Source organism: Cobetia sp. 5-11-6-3 (genome assembly GCF_013374055.1).
Taxonomy (GTDB): domain Bacteria; phylum Pseudomonadota; class Gammaproteobacteria; order Pseudomonadales; family Halomonadaceae; genus Cobetia; species Cobetia marina.
This window is the reverse complement of record NZ_BLWJ01000001.1, coordinates 753,639-769,622: the sequence shown is the minus strand read 5'-3', so window position 1 is coordinate 769,622 and position 15,984 is coordinate 753,639. Positions and strand designations below refer to the sequence as shown.

Annotated in this window: 11 protein-coding genes and 1 pseudogene; all 12 read left to right on the top strand. The window is 64.0% G+C overall.

Going from position 1 to position 15,984, the window contains the following annotated elements; genetic code table 11:
• The first annotated feature begins 80 nt into the window (after nt 1–80).
• The 12 genes and pseudogenes from HXS66_RS03175 (at nt 81) to ftsZ (ending at nt 15,788) form a co-directional block, all read left to right on the top strand.
• A complete protein-coding gene (locus HXS66_RS03175) occupies nt 81–1,742 on the top strand; it encodes a penicillin-binding protein 2 (protein ID WP_077371671.1) in 1,662 nt (553 codons plus the stop codon).
• Between the two features lie 205 nt (nt 1,743–1,947).
• On the top strand, nt 1,948–3,462 hold the full coding sequence (locus tag HXS66_RS03170; protein ID WP_176502907.1) for a UDP-N-acetylmuramoyl-L-alanyl-D-glutamate--2,6-diaminopimelate ligase: 1,515 nt from the start codon (nt 1,948–1,950) through the stop codon (nt 3,460–3,462).
• The gene (gene murF / locus HXS66_RS03165) at nt 3,459–4,898 is read left to right on the top strand and encodes a UDP-N-acetylmuramoyl-tripeptide--D-alanyl-D-alanine ligase (protein ID WP_176502826.1); all 1,440 of its coding nucleotides are present in this window, start codon (nt 3,459–3,461) and stop codon (nt 4,896–4,898) included. The genes HXS66_RS03170 and murF overlap by 4 nt, the downstream gene beginning before the upstream one ends.
• 9 nt (nt 4,899–4,907) lie before the next feature.
• On the top strand, nt 4,908–5,990 hold the full coding sequence (gene mraY / locus HXS66_RS03160; RefSeq protein WP_176502825.1) for a phospho-N-acetylmuramoyl-pentapeptide-transferase: 1,083 nt from the start codon (nt 4,908–4,910) through the stop codon (nt 5,988–5,990).
• A gap of 13 nt (nt 5,991–6,003) precedes the next feature.
• The gene (gene murD / locus HXS66_RS03155; protein ID WP_176502824.1) at nt 6,004–7,491 is read left to right on the top strand and encodes a UDP-N-acetylmuramoyl-L-alanine--D-glutamate ligase; all 1,488 of its coding nucleotides are present in this window, start codon (nt 6,004–6,006) and stop codon (nt 7,489–7,491) included.
• A complete protein-coding gene (gene ftsW, locus HXS66_RS03150) occupies nt 7,484–8,701 on the top strand; it encodes a putative lipid II flippase FtsW (protein ID WP_077371685.1) in 1,218 nt (405 codons plus the stop codon). The genes murD and ftsW overlap by 8 nt, the downstream gene beginning before the upstream one ends.
• Nucleotides 8,702–8,796: 95 nt before the next feature.
• Nucleotides 8,797–9,873 (top strand): undecaprenyldiphospho-muramoylpentapeptide beta-N-acetylglucosaminyltransferase, encoded by a 1,077-nt coding sequence (gene murG / locus HXS66_RS03145; RefSeq protein WP_176502906.1) that lies wholly within the window; start codon nt 8,797–8,799, stop codon nt 9,871–9,873.
• Nucleotides 9,874–9,895: 22 nt separating this feature from the next.
• Nucleotides 9,896–11,308: a UDP-N-acetylmuramate--L-alanine ligase gene (murC, locus tag HXS66_RS03140; protein ID WP_084209210.1), complete on the top strand. Its 1,413-nt coding sequence runs from the start codon at nt 9,896–9,898 to the stop codon at nt 11,306–11,308.
• Entirely contained in the window at nt 11,305–12,279 is a 975-nt protein-coding gene (locus HXS66_RS03135; protein WP_240704185.1) for a D-alanine--D-alanine ligase, read from the top strand. The genes murC and HXS66_RS03135 overlap by 4 nt, the downstream gene beginning before the upstream one ends.
• Before the next feature lie 3 nt (nt 12,280–12,282).
• Nucleotides 12,283–13,008, top strand: coding sequence for a cell division protein FtsQ/DivIB (locus HXS66_RS03130; protein WP_077371691.1), 726 nt, complete (start codon nt 12,283–12,285; stop codon nt 13,006–13,008).
• A 289-nt stretch (nt 13,009–13,297) separates the two neighbouring features.
• Nucleotides 13,298–14,438 (top strand): annotated as a pseudogene (ftsA, locus tag HXS66_RS03125) (cell division protein FtsA); the annotation flags it as partial.
• A 180-nt stretch (nt 14,439–14,618) separates the two neighbouring features.
• Nucleotides 14,619–15,788 carry a cell division protein FtsZ gene (gene ftsZ / locus HXS66_RS03120; RefSeq protein ID WP_176502822.1) on the top strand — a complete coding sequence of 390 codons (1,170 nt, stop codon included), beginning with the start codon at nt 14,619–14,621 and terminating at the stop codon, nt 15,786–15,788.
• Nucleotides 15,789–15,984 lie beyond the last annotated feature (196 nt).

The window sequence follows — 15,984 nt, the reverse complement described above, 5'->3', positions numbered from 1 at the left end:
CTGCGCCACCCGGCGCGGCCAGTCGCGGCAAGACGGCTGGTTCTGCCGCCGCCGGGGCACGCAAGAGTGCGCGTGGGCCCATGGGGTCCGCCCGCTATCGCATCATGCTGGGTATCGTGTTCGCAGGGCTCCTGGCCCTGGTGGGGCGTATCGGCTATCTGCAGCTCTTCGATCAGCAGTTCCTTCAGGATCAAGGGGATGCGCGCACCCTGCGCGTCGACAGCATCAACGCGCACCGTGGCATGATCACCGATCGCAGTGGCGAGCCGCTGGCCATCTCGACGCCGGTCATCACGCTGTGGGCGGACCCGCGTCTGGTGCCGGATGATCCGGTGCGCCTGTCACTGCTGGCACGCGCGCTCGGCCAGCAGCCTGACGACCTGATCCGCCGTGTGCGCCAATATCGTGATGCCGGCAAGGGCTTCATGTACATCAAGCGTCAGATGACCCCTCCTCAGGCGCAACCCGCCATCGACCTGGATGTTCCGGGTGTCCACCACAAGCAGGAATACAAGCGTTACTACCCCTCGGGCGAGGTCTCCGCACAGCTGGTCGGCGTGACCAATGTCGATGACAAGGGCCAGGAGGGGCTTGAGCTTGCCTACAATTCCTACCTCTCCGGTACGCCGGGCAAGCGTCGCGTGCTCAAGGACCGCAAGGGGCGCCTGGTGCGTGACCTGCACCTGATCAGCGAAGCCAAGCCTGGTGGTGATTTGACCCTCTCCATCGACCTGCGTCTTCAGTACATGGCCTACCGTGAGCTGAAGGCCGCCGTGGCCGAGCACCGTGCCGACGGTGGCACCCTGGTGATGATGGACGCGCGCACGGGAGAAGTGCTGGCGATGGTCAATCAGAAGTCCTACAACCCCAACAATCGTGCGGGGCTTGACCCTGCCGGTCTGCGCAACCGTGCGATCACCGATGCCTTTGAGCCGGGCTCGGTCATGAAGCCTCTGGCGATGAGTGCAGGTCTGGCCTCCGGCAAGTATCAGCCGGACTCGGTGATCGACACCACGCCGGGTTACATGCGGGTCGACCGCTTCACGATTCGCGATTTCCGCAATTACGGCAAGCTCGACATGGCCGGCATTCTCTATCACTCCTCCAACATCGGCATGAGCCGCATGGCGCTGAGCCTCGAGGATGACGCGGTATGGAATCGCTATTATGAGCTGGGTCTGGGGCAGGCACCGGGCACCGGCTTCCCGGGCGAGACGACGGGCGTTCTGCCGGCCCCGACCAACTGGTCGCGCAGCAAGCGGGCCTCCATGTCCTACGGGTACGGGATCAGTGTCTCGGCCTTGCAGCTGGCCAGCGCCTATACCGCGCTGGCCAATGATGGTCGCCGGCTGGCGCCGTCGCTGCTCAAGGTGAATACCCCGCCGGTGGGGGATCAGATCATCTCGCCCGAGAATTCCCATGCCCTGCTCGGGATGATGGAGAAGATCGTCCAGCCCAATGGTCCTGCCAAGCGTGCCGTGGTCGAGGGCTACCGTATCGCGGGCAAGACGGGTACGGTGCGTAAGGTGACCTCCGGTGGCTATCAGAAGACGGCCTATCGCTCCTTGTTCGCCGGCATTGCGCCGGTGTCCGACCCGCGCATCGTGACCGTGGTGATGATCGAGAATCCCAAGGGCGAGGAATACTACGGGGGCCTAGTCGCGGCGCCGGTGTTCGGTCGCGTGGTCGGCAAGGCGCTGCGTCTTCTGGATGTGCCACCTGACAGCGCCGTCGGCGAGTGAGCGGTGACATCTGCCGCCATGCATGCCGGAGACGGCGCGTGACATCCATTTCTTTCGTGTAGCGAATACGTCCCAGCTTCAGCAACAAGGAAGGTCTTCCAGCATGACTTCATCGCAAGATCTGGCCGAGCAGGCCTCGGCAGAGCCGCTGGGCGAATTTCTGGCACGGCCACTGGCGACAGCCAGCGAGCTGCTTGGCGCGCTCATGGCGCTGTGGCCCGGCGTGTTCAGCGATAGTCGCCTGACCGCACTCGTGATGGCGCAAGACGACTGGCATCTGACGATCGACAGTCGCCACGTGACTCCGGGGTCGCTGTTCATCGCGGTACCCGGTATCGGCAGCGATGGTCGCGATTACATTGCCTCCGCCCTCGAGAAGGGCGCGGCGCTGGTAGTGGCACAGCAGTCTTCCGAGGGGGAAGGTCCGCCTGAGTCTCACGCAGACGAGCGTGTCGTCTGGCTCGAGGGGCTCGGTGCGCAGCTCGGCGAGCTGGGACGACAGGCCTTTGGCGTGCCGGAGTCACTGACGCTGGTCGGCGTGACCGGCACCAACGGCAAGTCCTCCGTGACCCATTACATTGCCGAGTTTGCCGAGGCGCTCGGCATCCCCTCCGGCATGATCGGCACGCTGGGGATCGGCCGCCCTGGCGCGCTGGTCGCCGGCGAGCGCACCACGCCGGATGCACTCGCCGTCCAAGCGGCGCTCAAGGGCCTGAGCATGGCCGGTGCGGAACTGGTCGCGATGGAAGTCTCTTCCCATGCGCTGGACCAGGACCGTGTCAACGGCTGCCGCTTCACGGTGGCGGGCTATACCAATCTGTCGCGTGATCATCTGGATTACCACGGCAGCATGGCGGCATATGCCGCGGCCAAGGCCAAGCTCTTCAAGCGACCGGAACTCAAGCTTGCGGTGCTCAATGCCGATGATGCGCTGGCGCGTCTGATGCTGGCCGGCATGCAGCGCGGTGTGCGCGTGTTGGCGATGGGGCGTGACGAGGTGGCCACCCTGCGCGTGCTGGACGTCTTCCCCGAGCCGCTGGGGCAGGTGGCCGTGATCGCGACGCCTGACGGTGAGCGTGAGCTCGGCCTCAATCTGATGGGGCGCTTCAACCTCGACAATGCCCTGCTGGCGATGCTGATCCTGCATGGTCTCGGCCATTCGCTGGCGGACCTGTTCGCGGCGGCACCGCGTCTGACGCCGGTGCCGGGACGCATGCAGCGCCTGACCCGCGAGGGCGCGCCCGTGGTGGTGGTGGACTATGCCCACACCCCGGAGGCGGTCGAGACCGCGCTGACGGCACTGCGTGCCCATCTGCCGGCGCGTGATGATGCGCGCCTGTGGTGCGTGCTCGGCTGTGGCGGTGATCGCGATACCGGCAAGCGCCCGCTGATGGCGACGGCCGCCGAGCAGGGCGCCGATCGCGTCGTCATTACCGATGACAATCCGCGCAGTGAAGAGGCCGCTGTCATTCGTCAGCAGATGATGGATGGCATCCAGGCCCGGGAGCGCGCCCGGGAAATCGCCGGGCGCGCCGAGGCCATTGCCCAGGTCATCCGTGATGCAGGCGAACATGACGTGATTCTCATCGCCGGCAAGGGCCACGAGGATTACCAGGAAGTGGCGGGCGAGCGTCTGCCGTTCTCGGATGTCGCACATGCGGTGGCGGCGCTCGAGCGTCGTGCGCTCTCCACTCAGGAAGGTCTGGAGAGCGACGCATGAGTGCGTCAGTGCAGTCTCCTGGCCTGGAGTGCTTCGATGAGGTGGCTCAGCTGCTCTCGGCTCGGCTGCCTTCGGCGCTGGTCGGCCGGGCATTGAGGGCCATCGAGACGGATACCCGCAAGCTGTCCAGCCAGCGGTCGCCGCTTTTCGTGGCGCTGAAGGGCGAGCGTTTCGATGCCCATGACTTCCTGGCTCAGGCTCGTGACAATGGCGCGATCGCGGCGCTGGTCGAGCATCCGGTGGATGACCCGTTGCCACAGATCGTGGTGCCTGACACGCGGCTCGCCTTCGGTCTGCTGGCGGCGGCACGTCGGCGAGCCTGGGGGCGGCCGTTGATCGCCGTGACCGGCAACAGCGGCAAGACCAGCGTCAAGGGACTGGTGCATGCCATCCTGGTGCGTGATGCCGCGCGCTTCGACGCCGAGAGCCTTGCCACACAGGGCAACCTCAACAATGACTATGGTCTGCCGATGACGCTGCTGCGCCTGAACGATGCGCATCAGCATGGCGTCGTCGAGCTGGGCGCCAATCATCTCGGTGAGATCGCCTGGACCACCGCGCTGGCACGTCCACAGGTGGCGGTCATCACCAATGTCACCGGTGCTCACGTCGGGGAATTCGGTGGCATGGGGCAGATCGCCCAGGCCAAGGGCGAGATTCTTGCCGGACTCAGTCCGCTGGGGGGGCGCCGTCCGGTGGCGGTACTCAATCGTGATGATGTCTATTTCACGCTCTGGCAGGCGCTGGCAGTGACGGGGCAGGCGGTGGATATCATCGACTTCAGCGTCGCGGACCTGGCGGAGAGTTCGGCACGCCTGCAGGCACGCAAGCTAGGCGCGGATGAGCTCGGGCGTTATGCTTTCGAACTGACGTTTGACGGCCACTCGCTGGGGCGGGTCCAGCTTGCCCTGCTGGGACGGCACAATGTCGCCAATGCGTTGGCGGCAGCTGCTGCCTGTCTGGCGCTGGGCGTGGACAGCCAGCTGGTCATCGAGGGACTCGAGAGCGCCGAGAGCGTTCCGGGTCGCCTGGGGGTCGTGGAAGGGCACAATGGGGCTCGTCTGCTCGATGACAGCTACAACGCCAACCCCGGGGCCATGCTGGCCGCGCTGGAGCTGTTGGCGAGTCTTCCTGCTCCGCGCTGGTGCCTGATGGGCGCCATGGGCGAGCTGGGCGAGGACGCCGAGCGGCTGCACGCCGAGGTGGGCGCCTACGCCCGCAAGCTCGGTATCGATTTCGTTGCCACCTGTGGTGAAAAGGCCAGAGCGACTGCCGAGGCCTTCGGCGCAGGTGGCATGCATTTCAAGGAGCGGGCGGAGCTTGAAGCTTACGCCCGTACCCATCTACCCACCGGGGCCAGTGTTCTGGTCAAGGGGTCTCGTAGCGCAGGCATGGAACATGTCGTTGCCGCGCTCAAGGTCGACGCATCAAGGTGAATGTGAGTCATGCTGCTGCTGCTTGCTGAGTTTCTGGCCCAATTCAATGGCGCCTTTACGGTTTTCAATTATCTGACCCTGCGTGTGGTGCTGGCCACGCTGACGGCCTTGTTGCTGTGCCTGTGGCTCGGCCCCTGGGTCATCCGCAAGCTGGTGGATGGCCAGATCGGCCAGGCCGTGCGTGATGATGGCCCTCAGTCCCACCTGTCCAAGGCCGGTACGCCGACCATGGGCGGCGTGATGATCCTGCTGTCGATGGCCGTCTCGACCCTGCTGTGGGGCGACCTGACCAATCTGTACGTCTGGGTGGTGCTGGCGGTCACATTGGGCTTCGGTGCGGTCGGCTGGGTGGATGACTACCGCAAGGTGGTGGAGAAGAATCCCCGTGGCCTGCCGGCGCGCTGGAAGTATTTCTGGCAGTCGGTGGTGGGCATCGGGGCGGCCGTGGTGCTGTACCTGACGGCTTCCACGCCTGCCGAGACAGCACTGCTGGTGCCGTTCTTCAAGGATGTCGTCGTCCCGCTGGGCATCTTCTACATGGTGCTGACCTATTTCGTGATCGTCGGCAGCTCCAATGCCGTCAATCTGACCGATGGCCTCGATGGGCTGGCGATCATGCCGACCGTGCTGGTGGCCATGGGGCTTGCGATCTTCGCCTACGCCTCGGGCAACCTGAAGTTCGCGGAATATCTGCACATTCCGTTCATCGCCGGTTCCGGCGAGCTGGCGGTGTTCTGTGCCACTATCGCGGGCGCCGGCCTGGGCTTTCTGTGGTTCAACACCTATCCCGCCCAGGTCTTCATGGGCGATGTGGGCGCCTTGGCTCTCGGTGCGGCACTGGGCGTGGTCGCGGTCATCGTGCGTCAGGAAATCGTGCTGTTCATCATGGGGGGCGTCTTCGTGATGGAGACCGTCTCGGTCATCCTGCAGGTCGGCTCCTACAAGCTGACCGGACGACGCATCTTCCGCATGGCGCCGCTGCATCACCACTTCGAACTCAAGGGCTGGCCGGAGCCGCGCGTCATCGTGCGCTTCTGGATCATCACCGTCGTGCTGGTGCTGCTTGGCCTGGCCACACTCAAGGTTCGCTGAGGACGCTTTCGCGATGACCCTCTCTGTCACCTCCCACGCACCGGCCCCGCCGGTGCCTGCCGAAGGACCGACCCTGGTGGTCGGTCTTGGTGTCTCCGGACAGGCGATCGCTCGCCATCTGAGTGATCGTGGCATCGATTTTGCCGTCGCCGATACCCGCAGTGCACCGCCGGGGCTCGAGAATCTGCGCGAGCATGCACCGCAGGCCGAGGTCCATCTCGGGCCGCTGGAAGCGCTGGATCTGTCACGCTTTGGTGAGGTGGTGCTCAGTCCGGGCATCGACCCGCGTCAGGCCGTATTTGACCCGGTACGCGAGCGCCTGGTCGGCGAGATCGCGCTGTTCGTGCGGGCACTCGATGAACGCCAGGCCCGAGATGCGCAGGGCAGGCGGCCGACGCTGATCGCCATCACCGGTTCAAACGCCAAGTCCACTGTCACCACGCTGGTGGCGAGGATGGCCGAGCGGGCAGGCCGTGACGTGGCGGTCGGTGGCAATCTGGGCACCGCCGCGCTGACGCTGCTGCGCGAGCAGCCCGATGCCGAACTGTATGTGCTGGAACTGTCATCCTTTCAGCTCGAGACCACGCCCGAGCTCAAGGCAGATGTCGCCTGCTTCCTGAACCTCTCCGAAGACCATCTCGATCGCCATGACGGCATGCGCGGCTATCAGGCCGCCAAGCGTGCCATCTTCCGCGGGGCGGGCCTGGCGGTCATCAATGCCGACGATGCCTGGAGCTGGCCGGCCGAGGAGGATGCAGTGGCGCGCGCCAGCTTCAGCGTATGCCTGGATGAGGGCGACTCTGGTGATGACAGCGAGGAGTTGAGTGAAGGGGCTGAATGGCGTCTGGCGGAGCAGAACGGCACGCTCATGCTGTGTCACGTGGCATCCGAAGGCCTGCATGGCGTGATGCCTGCCGCACAGGTGCGTCTGGCCGGGCGTCACAATCAGGCCAACGCGCTGGCGGCGCTGGCGATGGGCACGGCGATCGGTCTCGCGCAGGAGGCCATGGTGGCCGAACTCGAGCACTTCGCGGGGCTGCCGCACCGGGGCGAGCTGATCGCTGACGTGGCAGGCGTGCGCTGGATCAACGATTCCAAGGGCACCAACGTCGGCGCGACGCTGGCGGCGATCGCCGGTCTCGGTCCGACACTCGATGGCAAGCTGATTCTGCTGGCCGGTGGGCAGGGCAAGGGCGCGGACTTCACGCCGTTGGCCGCGCCGCTGGCACGCTTTGCGCGTGAGGCGGTGCTTTTCGGACAGGATGCAGAACGCCTGTCGCTGGCGCTGGAGGATAGCCTTCGCGTCAGCCGGGTCGCGACGCTGGCGGAAGGCATGGCGCATGCTCAGCGAGTCGCGCGGCAGGGAGATTGCGTGCTGCTGTCACCTGCCTGCGCCAGTCTCGATCAGTTCCCCAATTACATGGTGCGCGGCGATGCGTTTCGTGACTGGGTGTCGGAGCATGTGATGGACGCGGGCAACGAGGGCGAAGCGGATGGGTGACAAGGCCAGTCGAGTGCGTCAGGCGATGAGTACCGAGCAGCAGCCAGTGGATGGCTGGCTGGTCTTCGCGGCATTGGCGATTCTGTGTATCGGCTGGGTGATGGTCACCTCGGCTTCCAGCGAGATCTCCAGCGAGCGCTTTGACGGCAACGCCTTCTACTACAGCATGCGTCACGGCATCTTCATTCTGATCGGGCTGGTGGCGGCCTATTGCACGCTGCGCATACCGATGTCGGCCTGGCAGCAACGCAGTTTCGCGATGCTGATGCTGGGGTTCGTGTTGCTGGTGGTCGTGCTGGTGGTCGGGCGTGAGATCAACGGCGCCAAGCGCTGGATTCCCTTGCCGGTGATCGGCGGGGTGCAGGCCTCCGAGGTCGCCAAGTTGTGCCTGATGATGTGGCTGGCGGGGTATCTGGATCGGCGTCTCGACAAGGTGCGCGCCAGTGTCGTCAATGGTCTCGTGCTGCCCTGCATGCCCTTGATGCTGATGATTCTCTTGCTGGCACTGGAGCCTGACTTCGGGTCCATCGTGGTGATGGGCGGTGCGGTGATGGGCATGCTGCTGCTGGCGGGGGTCGCCTGGTGGGGCTTCATCGTCCTGCTGGCAGCGGCCATCGGCGGTGGTTGGTCGCTGGCGATCGCCGAACCCTATCGCTGGGAGCGCCTGACCACCTATACCGACCCGTGGGCGAACATGTACGACAGCGGCTATCAGCTGACCCAGGCCCTGATCGCCTTCGGGCGAGGACACCTGAGCGGCATGGGGCTGGGCAACAGCGTGCAGAAACTCTTCTATCTGCCCGAAGCGCATACCGATTTCGTGTTCGCGGTACTGGCCGAGGAACTGGGATTGATCGGTGCCACGGCGGTCGTCGGGCTGTTCGCGCTCCTGATCTATCGGGCCTTCAAGATCGCCCGACGTGCCGAGCTTGCCGGCTTGCCGTTCAGCGCCTACCTCGGCTACGGTATCGCCCTCGTGCTGGGGGCCCAGGCCTTCATCAACATTGGGGTCGCCAGTGGATTGCTGCCGACGAAGGGGCTGACGCTGCCGCTGATGAGCTATGGGGGCTCCAGCTTGATCGTCAGCTGCATACAGATCGCCATTCTGATGCGAATCGATACGGAAGTTCGTCTGCTGACGCGCGGCAAGAGTCCCGCGCGGCGCAAGACCGGCAAGTCGCCCGAGACCACGCAAGGAGCCAAGGCATGACGTCATCTTCTTCTGCAGTGCCTGCGGCTGATGCCTCGCGACCCGAGACCTCTGACGCCCCTGCTGACACGCCCTCTGCCGGCATCGTGCTGATGATGGCTGGAGGGACGGGGGGGCATGTGATACCGGCGTTGTCGCTGGCGCGTGCTCTCGCCAGCCAGGGTCATGAAATCCACTGGCTGGGCAGTCCGCGTGGCATCGAGAACCGACTGGTTCCGGAGGCGGGGTATCCGCTGCATCGAGTGGAAGTGGCTGGGCTGCGTGGTAAGGGGCTTGCCGGCTATGCGGCGATCCCGTTTCGCCTGACCCGCGCCGTTCTGCAGGCGCGACGCATCATCCGTGAACTCAAGCCGGTGCTGGTCGTCGGGCTGGGAGGCTTTGCCAGCGGTCCTGGCGGACTGGCGGCACGCCTGGAGGGCATTCCGCTGGTGATCCATGAGCAGAATGCCATCGCCGGACTGACCAACAAGGTGCTGGCTCGGATGGCAACGCGGGTCTACGCCGCCTTTCCCGGCGCCTTCCCTGCCGCCATCGCTGCGCAGGTGGTGGGCAATCCGGTGCGCGACGAGATCGCCGCCGTCGGTCAGACGGCAGACACCGAGGGCGCTTCCCGGGAGCAGGCCATGAGCGCGCGACCGCTTCACCTGCTGGTGATGGGGGGGTCGCTGGGTGCCCAGGCGCTCAACGAGCAGCTGGCGCCGGCGCTGGCACTGTTGCCGGAGTCCTCGCGCCCCCTGGTGCGCCATCAGGCCGGGCGTGACAAGCAGGAGGCGACCGTTGCCGCCTATCAGACCGCCAGTGTCACGGCCGAGGTCAGCGAGTTCATCACCGACATGGCCGAGGCCTATGCCTGGGCGGATCTGGTGGTGTGTCGCTCGGGTGCCTTGACGGTCGCTGAGCTTGCCGCCGCCGGACGACCTGCCATCTTCGTGCCGTTCCCGCATGCCGTGGATGATCACCAGACCGTCAATGCGGCGGTGATGGTCACGGCCGACGCGGCGCGTCTGATTCCCCAGAATACGCTGAATGCCCAGCGTCTCGCCGAGACGCTGGGGGAATTGCTGGATCCCAAGATACTCACTGGCATGGCCGCTCGCGCCCGCGAAAGTGCGGAACTCGACGCGGTAGCGACCATGCTGGCAGGCTGCATGGAGACTCGCCTTGAACGCTAGGAATTCTGATCGTGGTGTCGGCATGCGCCGCATCCGTCGCATCCACTTCGTCGGCATCGGCGGCGTGGGCATGTGTGGTATCGCTGAAGTACTGAGCAACATGGGGTATGAGGTCAGCGGCAGTGACCTCAAGGAGTCCACCGTGACGGCGCACCTGCGGGATTGTGGTGTGCGCGTGGCGATCGGTCATGCGGCTGTCAACGCGGAAGGCAGCGATGTGGTGGTGGTCTCGACGGCAGTGGATACCAGCAACCCGGAAGTGGCCTGGGCGCGTGACCATCGGGTGCCGGTGGTACGTCGTGCCGAGATGCTGGCGGAGCTGATGCGATTCCGTCAGGGGATCGCGATTGCCGGCACGCATGGCAAGACCACCACGACCAGCCTGACGGCCACGCTGCTCGCGGAGGGCGGCATGGACCCGACCTTCGTCATCGGTGGCAAGTTGACCAGCGCCGGCACGAATGCACGCCTGGGGGAAGGGGAATACCTCGTGGCCGAGGCGGATGAGTCCGACGCCTCCTTCCTGCACCTGCAGCCGCTGATCTCGGTGGTCACCAACATCGATGCCGACCACATGGCGACCTATGAGGGTGACTTCAATCGCCTCAAGGACACCTTCATCGAGTTCCTGCACAACCTGCCGTTCTACGGCCTGGCGGTGCTGTGTCTCGATGACGCCAATGTCCGCGAGCTGCTGCCGCGCGTGCAGCGCCAGTTCGTGACCTATGGCTTCAGCGAGGATGCCGATTATCGCATCAGCGACTTCCGCCAGGGCGGCGGTCAGCTGAGCTTCACTGCGCTGCGTCCGGAGGGGCATGCGCCACTGGAGATCACGCTGGCCATGCCGGGTGAGCACAACGCGCTCAACGCTCTGGCGGCCATCGCGATCGCCACCGATGTCGGCGTGAGCGATGACGCGATAGCGCGTGCGCTGGCCAGCTTCGCCGGTGTGGGGCGTCGCTTCCAGGTGCATGGTGAATTCGCGGCACCCAATGGCGAGCAGAGCGTGATGCTGGTCGATGACTATGGCCATCACCCGCGAGAAGTGGAAATGGTGATCCGTGCCGTGCGTGCCGGCTGGCCGGAGCGTCGGTTGGTGATGGCCTATCAGCCTCACCGTTACTCGCGCACCCATGATCTTTACGAGGATTTCGTGCGGGTGCTGTCCGAGGTCGATACCCTGCTGCTGCTGGATGTCTACAGCGCAGGAGAGGCGATGATTCCGGGAGCCGACGGCCGCTCTCTGGCCGGCTCGATCCGTCAGCGTGGGCAGGTGGATCCGCTGTTCGTCGAGCACAAGCGTGCGTTGCCGAGTCTGCTCAACAATGTGCTGCGCCCGGGCGATATTCTGATCACCCAGGGGGCGGGTGATGTCGGCGGCATCGCCCTGTCACTGGCCGGTGCGGATCTCAAGCTTTCCGAGGTGGCGCTATGACCGCGGTGAAGCCGGAAATGGCGACACGCTATGGTCGCGTCGTGGTGCTGTTCGGTGGCGTGAGTGCCGAGCGTGAGGTATCGCTGAAGAGTGGTGCGGCGGTGCTCGCGGCCCTGGAAGGGGCTGGCCTCGATGTGCAGGGGTACGACATGGCCCATGGCCTGGCCGGTCTGGAGGCGCTGCGCGCAGACCGCGTCTTCATCGCCATGCATGGACGTGGTGGCGAGGACGGCACTCTGCAGGGGGCGCTTGAGCTTCTGGGCATCCCCTATACGGGGAGTGGCGTGCTGGCCTCCGCGCTGGGGATGGACAAGCTGCGCACCAAGAAGCTATGGGATGTCGAAGGCTTGCCGACGCCACGCTCCTGTCGCCTGGCGGCGGACACTGACTGGCAGAATGTGCTCGAGACGCTCGGTACGCCGGTAGTGGTCAAGCCGGTGCACGAAGGCTCGACGCTGGGCATCCATATCGTCGAGGAGGCTGGCGCTCTCAAGGCCGCCTGGCAGGATGCCTGTCGTTTCGATGGTGTCGTCATGGCCGAGCAGTTCATCAAGGGGCCGGAATATACGGTCTCGGTGCTGGACGGCGAGGTGTTGCCGGCCATTCGCATCGAAGCGGACAGCGGTTTCTACGATTACGATGCCAAGTACCTGACCGATACCACTCGCTACCTGCTGCCCTGCGGTCTGGAGGCTGCGCGCGAAGCCGAACTGGCGACTCTCTCGCTCAAGGCATTCAACGTGCTGGGCTGCGAGGGCTGGGGTCGTGTCGATGTGATGGAAGATGCGGACGGCGCCTTCTGGCTGCTGGAAGTCAACACCTCGCCGGGCATGACCGATCACAGCCTTGTGCCACAGGCAGCCGCGCATGTGGGGCTGGATTTCACGGCGCTGGTACTGCGGATTCTCGACACGACGCTGACCGAGCGTCATGACGTCGCCGCGTCCGCCTGCCCACAGAGCGAACACTGACCCATGGCGGCGCGTAGCTCTGCAGGTGCACTGTTCGGCCTGGTGCTGGGAGCGGCACTGATGGTGGCGGGTGGCCAGGCATTGTGGACCTGGCTGGACCGCCCCATCGAGCGAGTCACCATCAAGGGTGACTTCGAACACGTGAGCGCCGCCTATCTCCAGCGCCATATCGCGCCGTTGATTCGCGGACAAAGCTGGCTCTCTGTCCCGCTGGGGGAAGTTCGGCGTCGCGCTCTGGCGATCGACTGGCTGAGTGAGGTGAGCATTTCGCGTCGCTGGCCGGATACACTCGAATTCGAGCTGTTCGAGCAGCAGCCGGTGGCCTACTGGAATGACGGTGAGTTGATCAACGTGAGAGGCGAGGCCTTCAAGGCAGCCCCTGTCACCCAGCTGGGAAATCTGCCGAATCTGGCAGGCCCCAAGGGTAGCGGTTCCGAGGTGCTGGCCGAGCTGGACGCGCTGCAAAGCCAGTTGGGCGGTCTGGGGCTCAATGTCTCCCAGTTGCGTCTCGAGCCACGTGGCGCCTGGCGTTTTCAGGTCAATGACAGCGTCTGGGTCATGCTGGGTCGCAATGACAGGGAGGCCCGTCTGGCTCGCTTCATGGCAGCCTGGCAGCGTCAATTGGGTGGTCAGGCGTCGCAGATTCGCTACATTGACCTCCGCTATCCCAACGGCGTAGCCGTGGCGTGGCATGGCGAGACGACAGCACTGGAAGAAAGCAACGGTTGAGGGAGAATCGGCGACACTTCAGAACGAAGGTCTTGAGGCGCTGATATTAGTGAAATGGAGTTATCTCCAGTTTCATTTCGGGACAATCCCGCCTATTCTAGCGGGGATTTGCGCCTCCTGGTATTTTCAGGCTGGTGTGCCGTTAGTGGTGACTTCTATACTATGAAGGCAAATTCATCTTCGGGTTAAACGGAGCGTTAACCTGACTGGGTGGTTTCTGGCATTCTTGCCGCCGCCGATCGCGCTATTTTTTTCATGACGAACCAGAATCAAGGAGCTGGCCCGACCTATGGCAGGACATTCCAAATCACAGGATATGGTGGTCGGGCTGGACATCGGAACCTCCAAGGTGGTCGCGATCGTGGGGCAACCGACCGACGATGGTGGCATCGAAATTGCGGGTATCGGTTCACATCCTTCACGCGGCATGAAGAAGGGTGTCGTCATCAATATCGAGTCGACCGTGCAATCGATCCAGCGCGCGGTGGAGGAAGCTGAATTGATGGCGGGCTGCGATATCCACTCGGTATACGTGGGGATTGCCGGCAGTCATATCAGCTCGATGAACTCCGATGGTGTGGTCGCGATCAAGGATCGTGAAGTGACACCGTCCGATATCGAACGAGTCATCGATTCGGCGCGTGCACGGGCAATCTCCGAGGGGCAGCGGATTCTACATGTGCTGCCGCAGGAATATGCCATCGATCGTCAGGAAGGTATTCGTGAACCGCTCGGGATGTCCGGTGTGCGCCTTGAAGCGCGGGTGCATCTGGTCACGGCGGCGTTGAATGCCGTACAGAATATCGAGAAATGCGTTCGTCGTTGTGGTCTTGAAGTCGACGATATCATTCTCGAACAGCTCGCCTCGAGTCATGCGGTATTGACCGAGGATGAGCGCGAGCTGGGAGTCTGCATGGTGGATATCGGTGGCGGGACGACTGACATCGCGGTGTTCACCGAAGGTGCCATTCGTCATACGGCCGTGATTCCCATCGCGGGAGATCAGGTAACGAATGATATCGCGATGGCACTCCGTACGCCGACCCAGTACGCTGAAGAAATAAAGGTCAAGTATGCCTGTGCTCTGACACAGCTGGCGTCCAGCGACGAGACGATCAAGGTGCCCAGTGTCGGTGATCGACCGGCCCGTGATCTGTCCCGCCAGGCGTTGGCGGAAGTGGTCGAGCCCAGGTATGAGGAACTCTTCACCCTGGTCCGCGATGAGCTGCGTCGCAGTGGTTATGAAGATCTCGTGGCAGCGGGTGTGGTACTGACGGGCGGTACATCACGCATGGAAGGTGTGGTGGAACTGGCGGAGGAGATCTTCCACATGCCGGTTCGCATTGCCTGCCCGCAGAATGTGCGTGGACTGGCAGATGTGGTCCGTAATCCGATTTATTCCACGGGTGTGGGTTTGCTACATTACGGGATGAAACAGGAGCGGCATACGCCATCCTCGACTGCGGTCGCGGTGCGCAGGGAGGAATCTGCCGCACGACGCGTTCACGGCCATGAGTACGACACCTCCACGCTGGAGCGGATCAAGGGCTGGTTCAAGGGAAATTTCTGACAGGGATTACAGAAAGACTGTGATCCAGGAGACAGGGCATATGTTCGAACTGGTAGATAACGCACCCTCCAGCAGCGCGGTCATCAAGGTGATCGGTGTTGGTGGCGGCGGTGGTAACGCCGTCAATCACATGGTCGAGAGCAATATCGAAGGCGTCGAATTCATCTGCGCCAATACCGATGCTCAAGCGCTCAAGCGCGTGGCCGCCAAGACAGTCCTTCAGCTCGGCAGCGAGATCACCAAGGGTCTCGGCGCTGGCGCCAACCCGGAAGTGGGTCGTCAGGCGGCGATGGAAGATCGCGAGCGTATCGTCGAGCTGCTGCAAGGCGCCGACATGGTCTTCATCACCGCAGGCATGGGGGGTGGTACCGGTACCGGGGGCGCTCCTGTCGTGGCACAGGTAGCCAAGGAACTGGGCATCCTGACGGTCGCGGTCGTGACGCGTCCCTTCCCGTTCGAGGGGCCGCGTCGTCAGAAGGCGGCCGAGCAGGGCATGAAGGAGCTGTCCGAGCATGTCGATTCCCTGATCACCATCCCCAACGAGAAGCTGCTCTCGGTCCTCGGCAAGAGCGCCAGCCTGCTGAGTGCCTTCAGTGCGGCCAACGATGTACTGCTGGGCGCTGTCCAGGGCATCGCTGAGCTGATCACCAGCCCGGGCATCATCAACGTCGACTTTGCCGACGTGCGCACCGTCATGTCCGAGATGGGCATGGCCATGATGGGAACCGGTGATGCCGTCGGTGAGAACCGCGCTCGCGAGGCGGCCGAGAAGGCCATTCGCAGCCCGCTGCTTGAGGATATCGATCTTCACGGCGCGCGCGGCATCCTGGTCAACATCACGGCAGGCCCGGACCTCTCCATCGGTGAGTTCAACGATGTCGGTGCCACCGTGCAGGAGTTCGCTTCTCCGGACGCGACCATCGTGGTGGGTACCTCCATCGACATGGACATGAGCGACGAGCTGCGTGTCACCGTCGTGGCGGCGGGTCTCGATGGCCGTGTCGAGAAGCCGGCTGCGCGTGAAACCGCACCGGTCAAGCGCACGGTGGAGAAGCCGGCTGATTATCGCAGCCTCCAGACGCCGACGGTCACCCGTCAGGCCAAGGAAGAGCAGCAGCAGGCCGCAGCCAAGAAGCCAGAACCGCGCAAGAATCGTGACATGGATGACTATCTCGACATTCCTGCCTTCCTGCGCCGTCAGGCGGATTGAGAGGTAAGCGCACGTCGACAGGGTGTCCATGGCATCTTCTGGTGACAGCGCGGTCAGATAGAGGCGCTTTGCCTTTCTTCACCCACCCGGGGCGACCCGGGTGGGTGAAGTCGTTCTGGGAGGTGCGAAAAGGCATTGCAGGCGATTCAGATGGACAGCATGACAGGCAGGCTGAAGAGGAAAGGCATGCATCCGC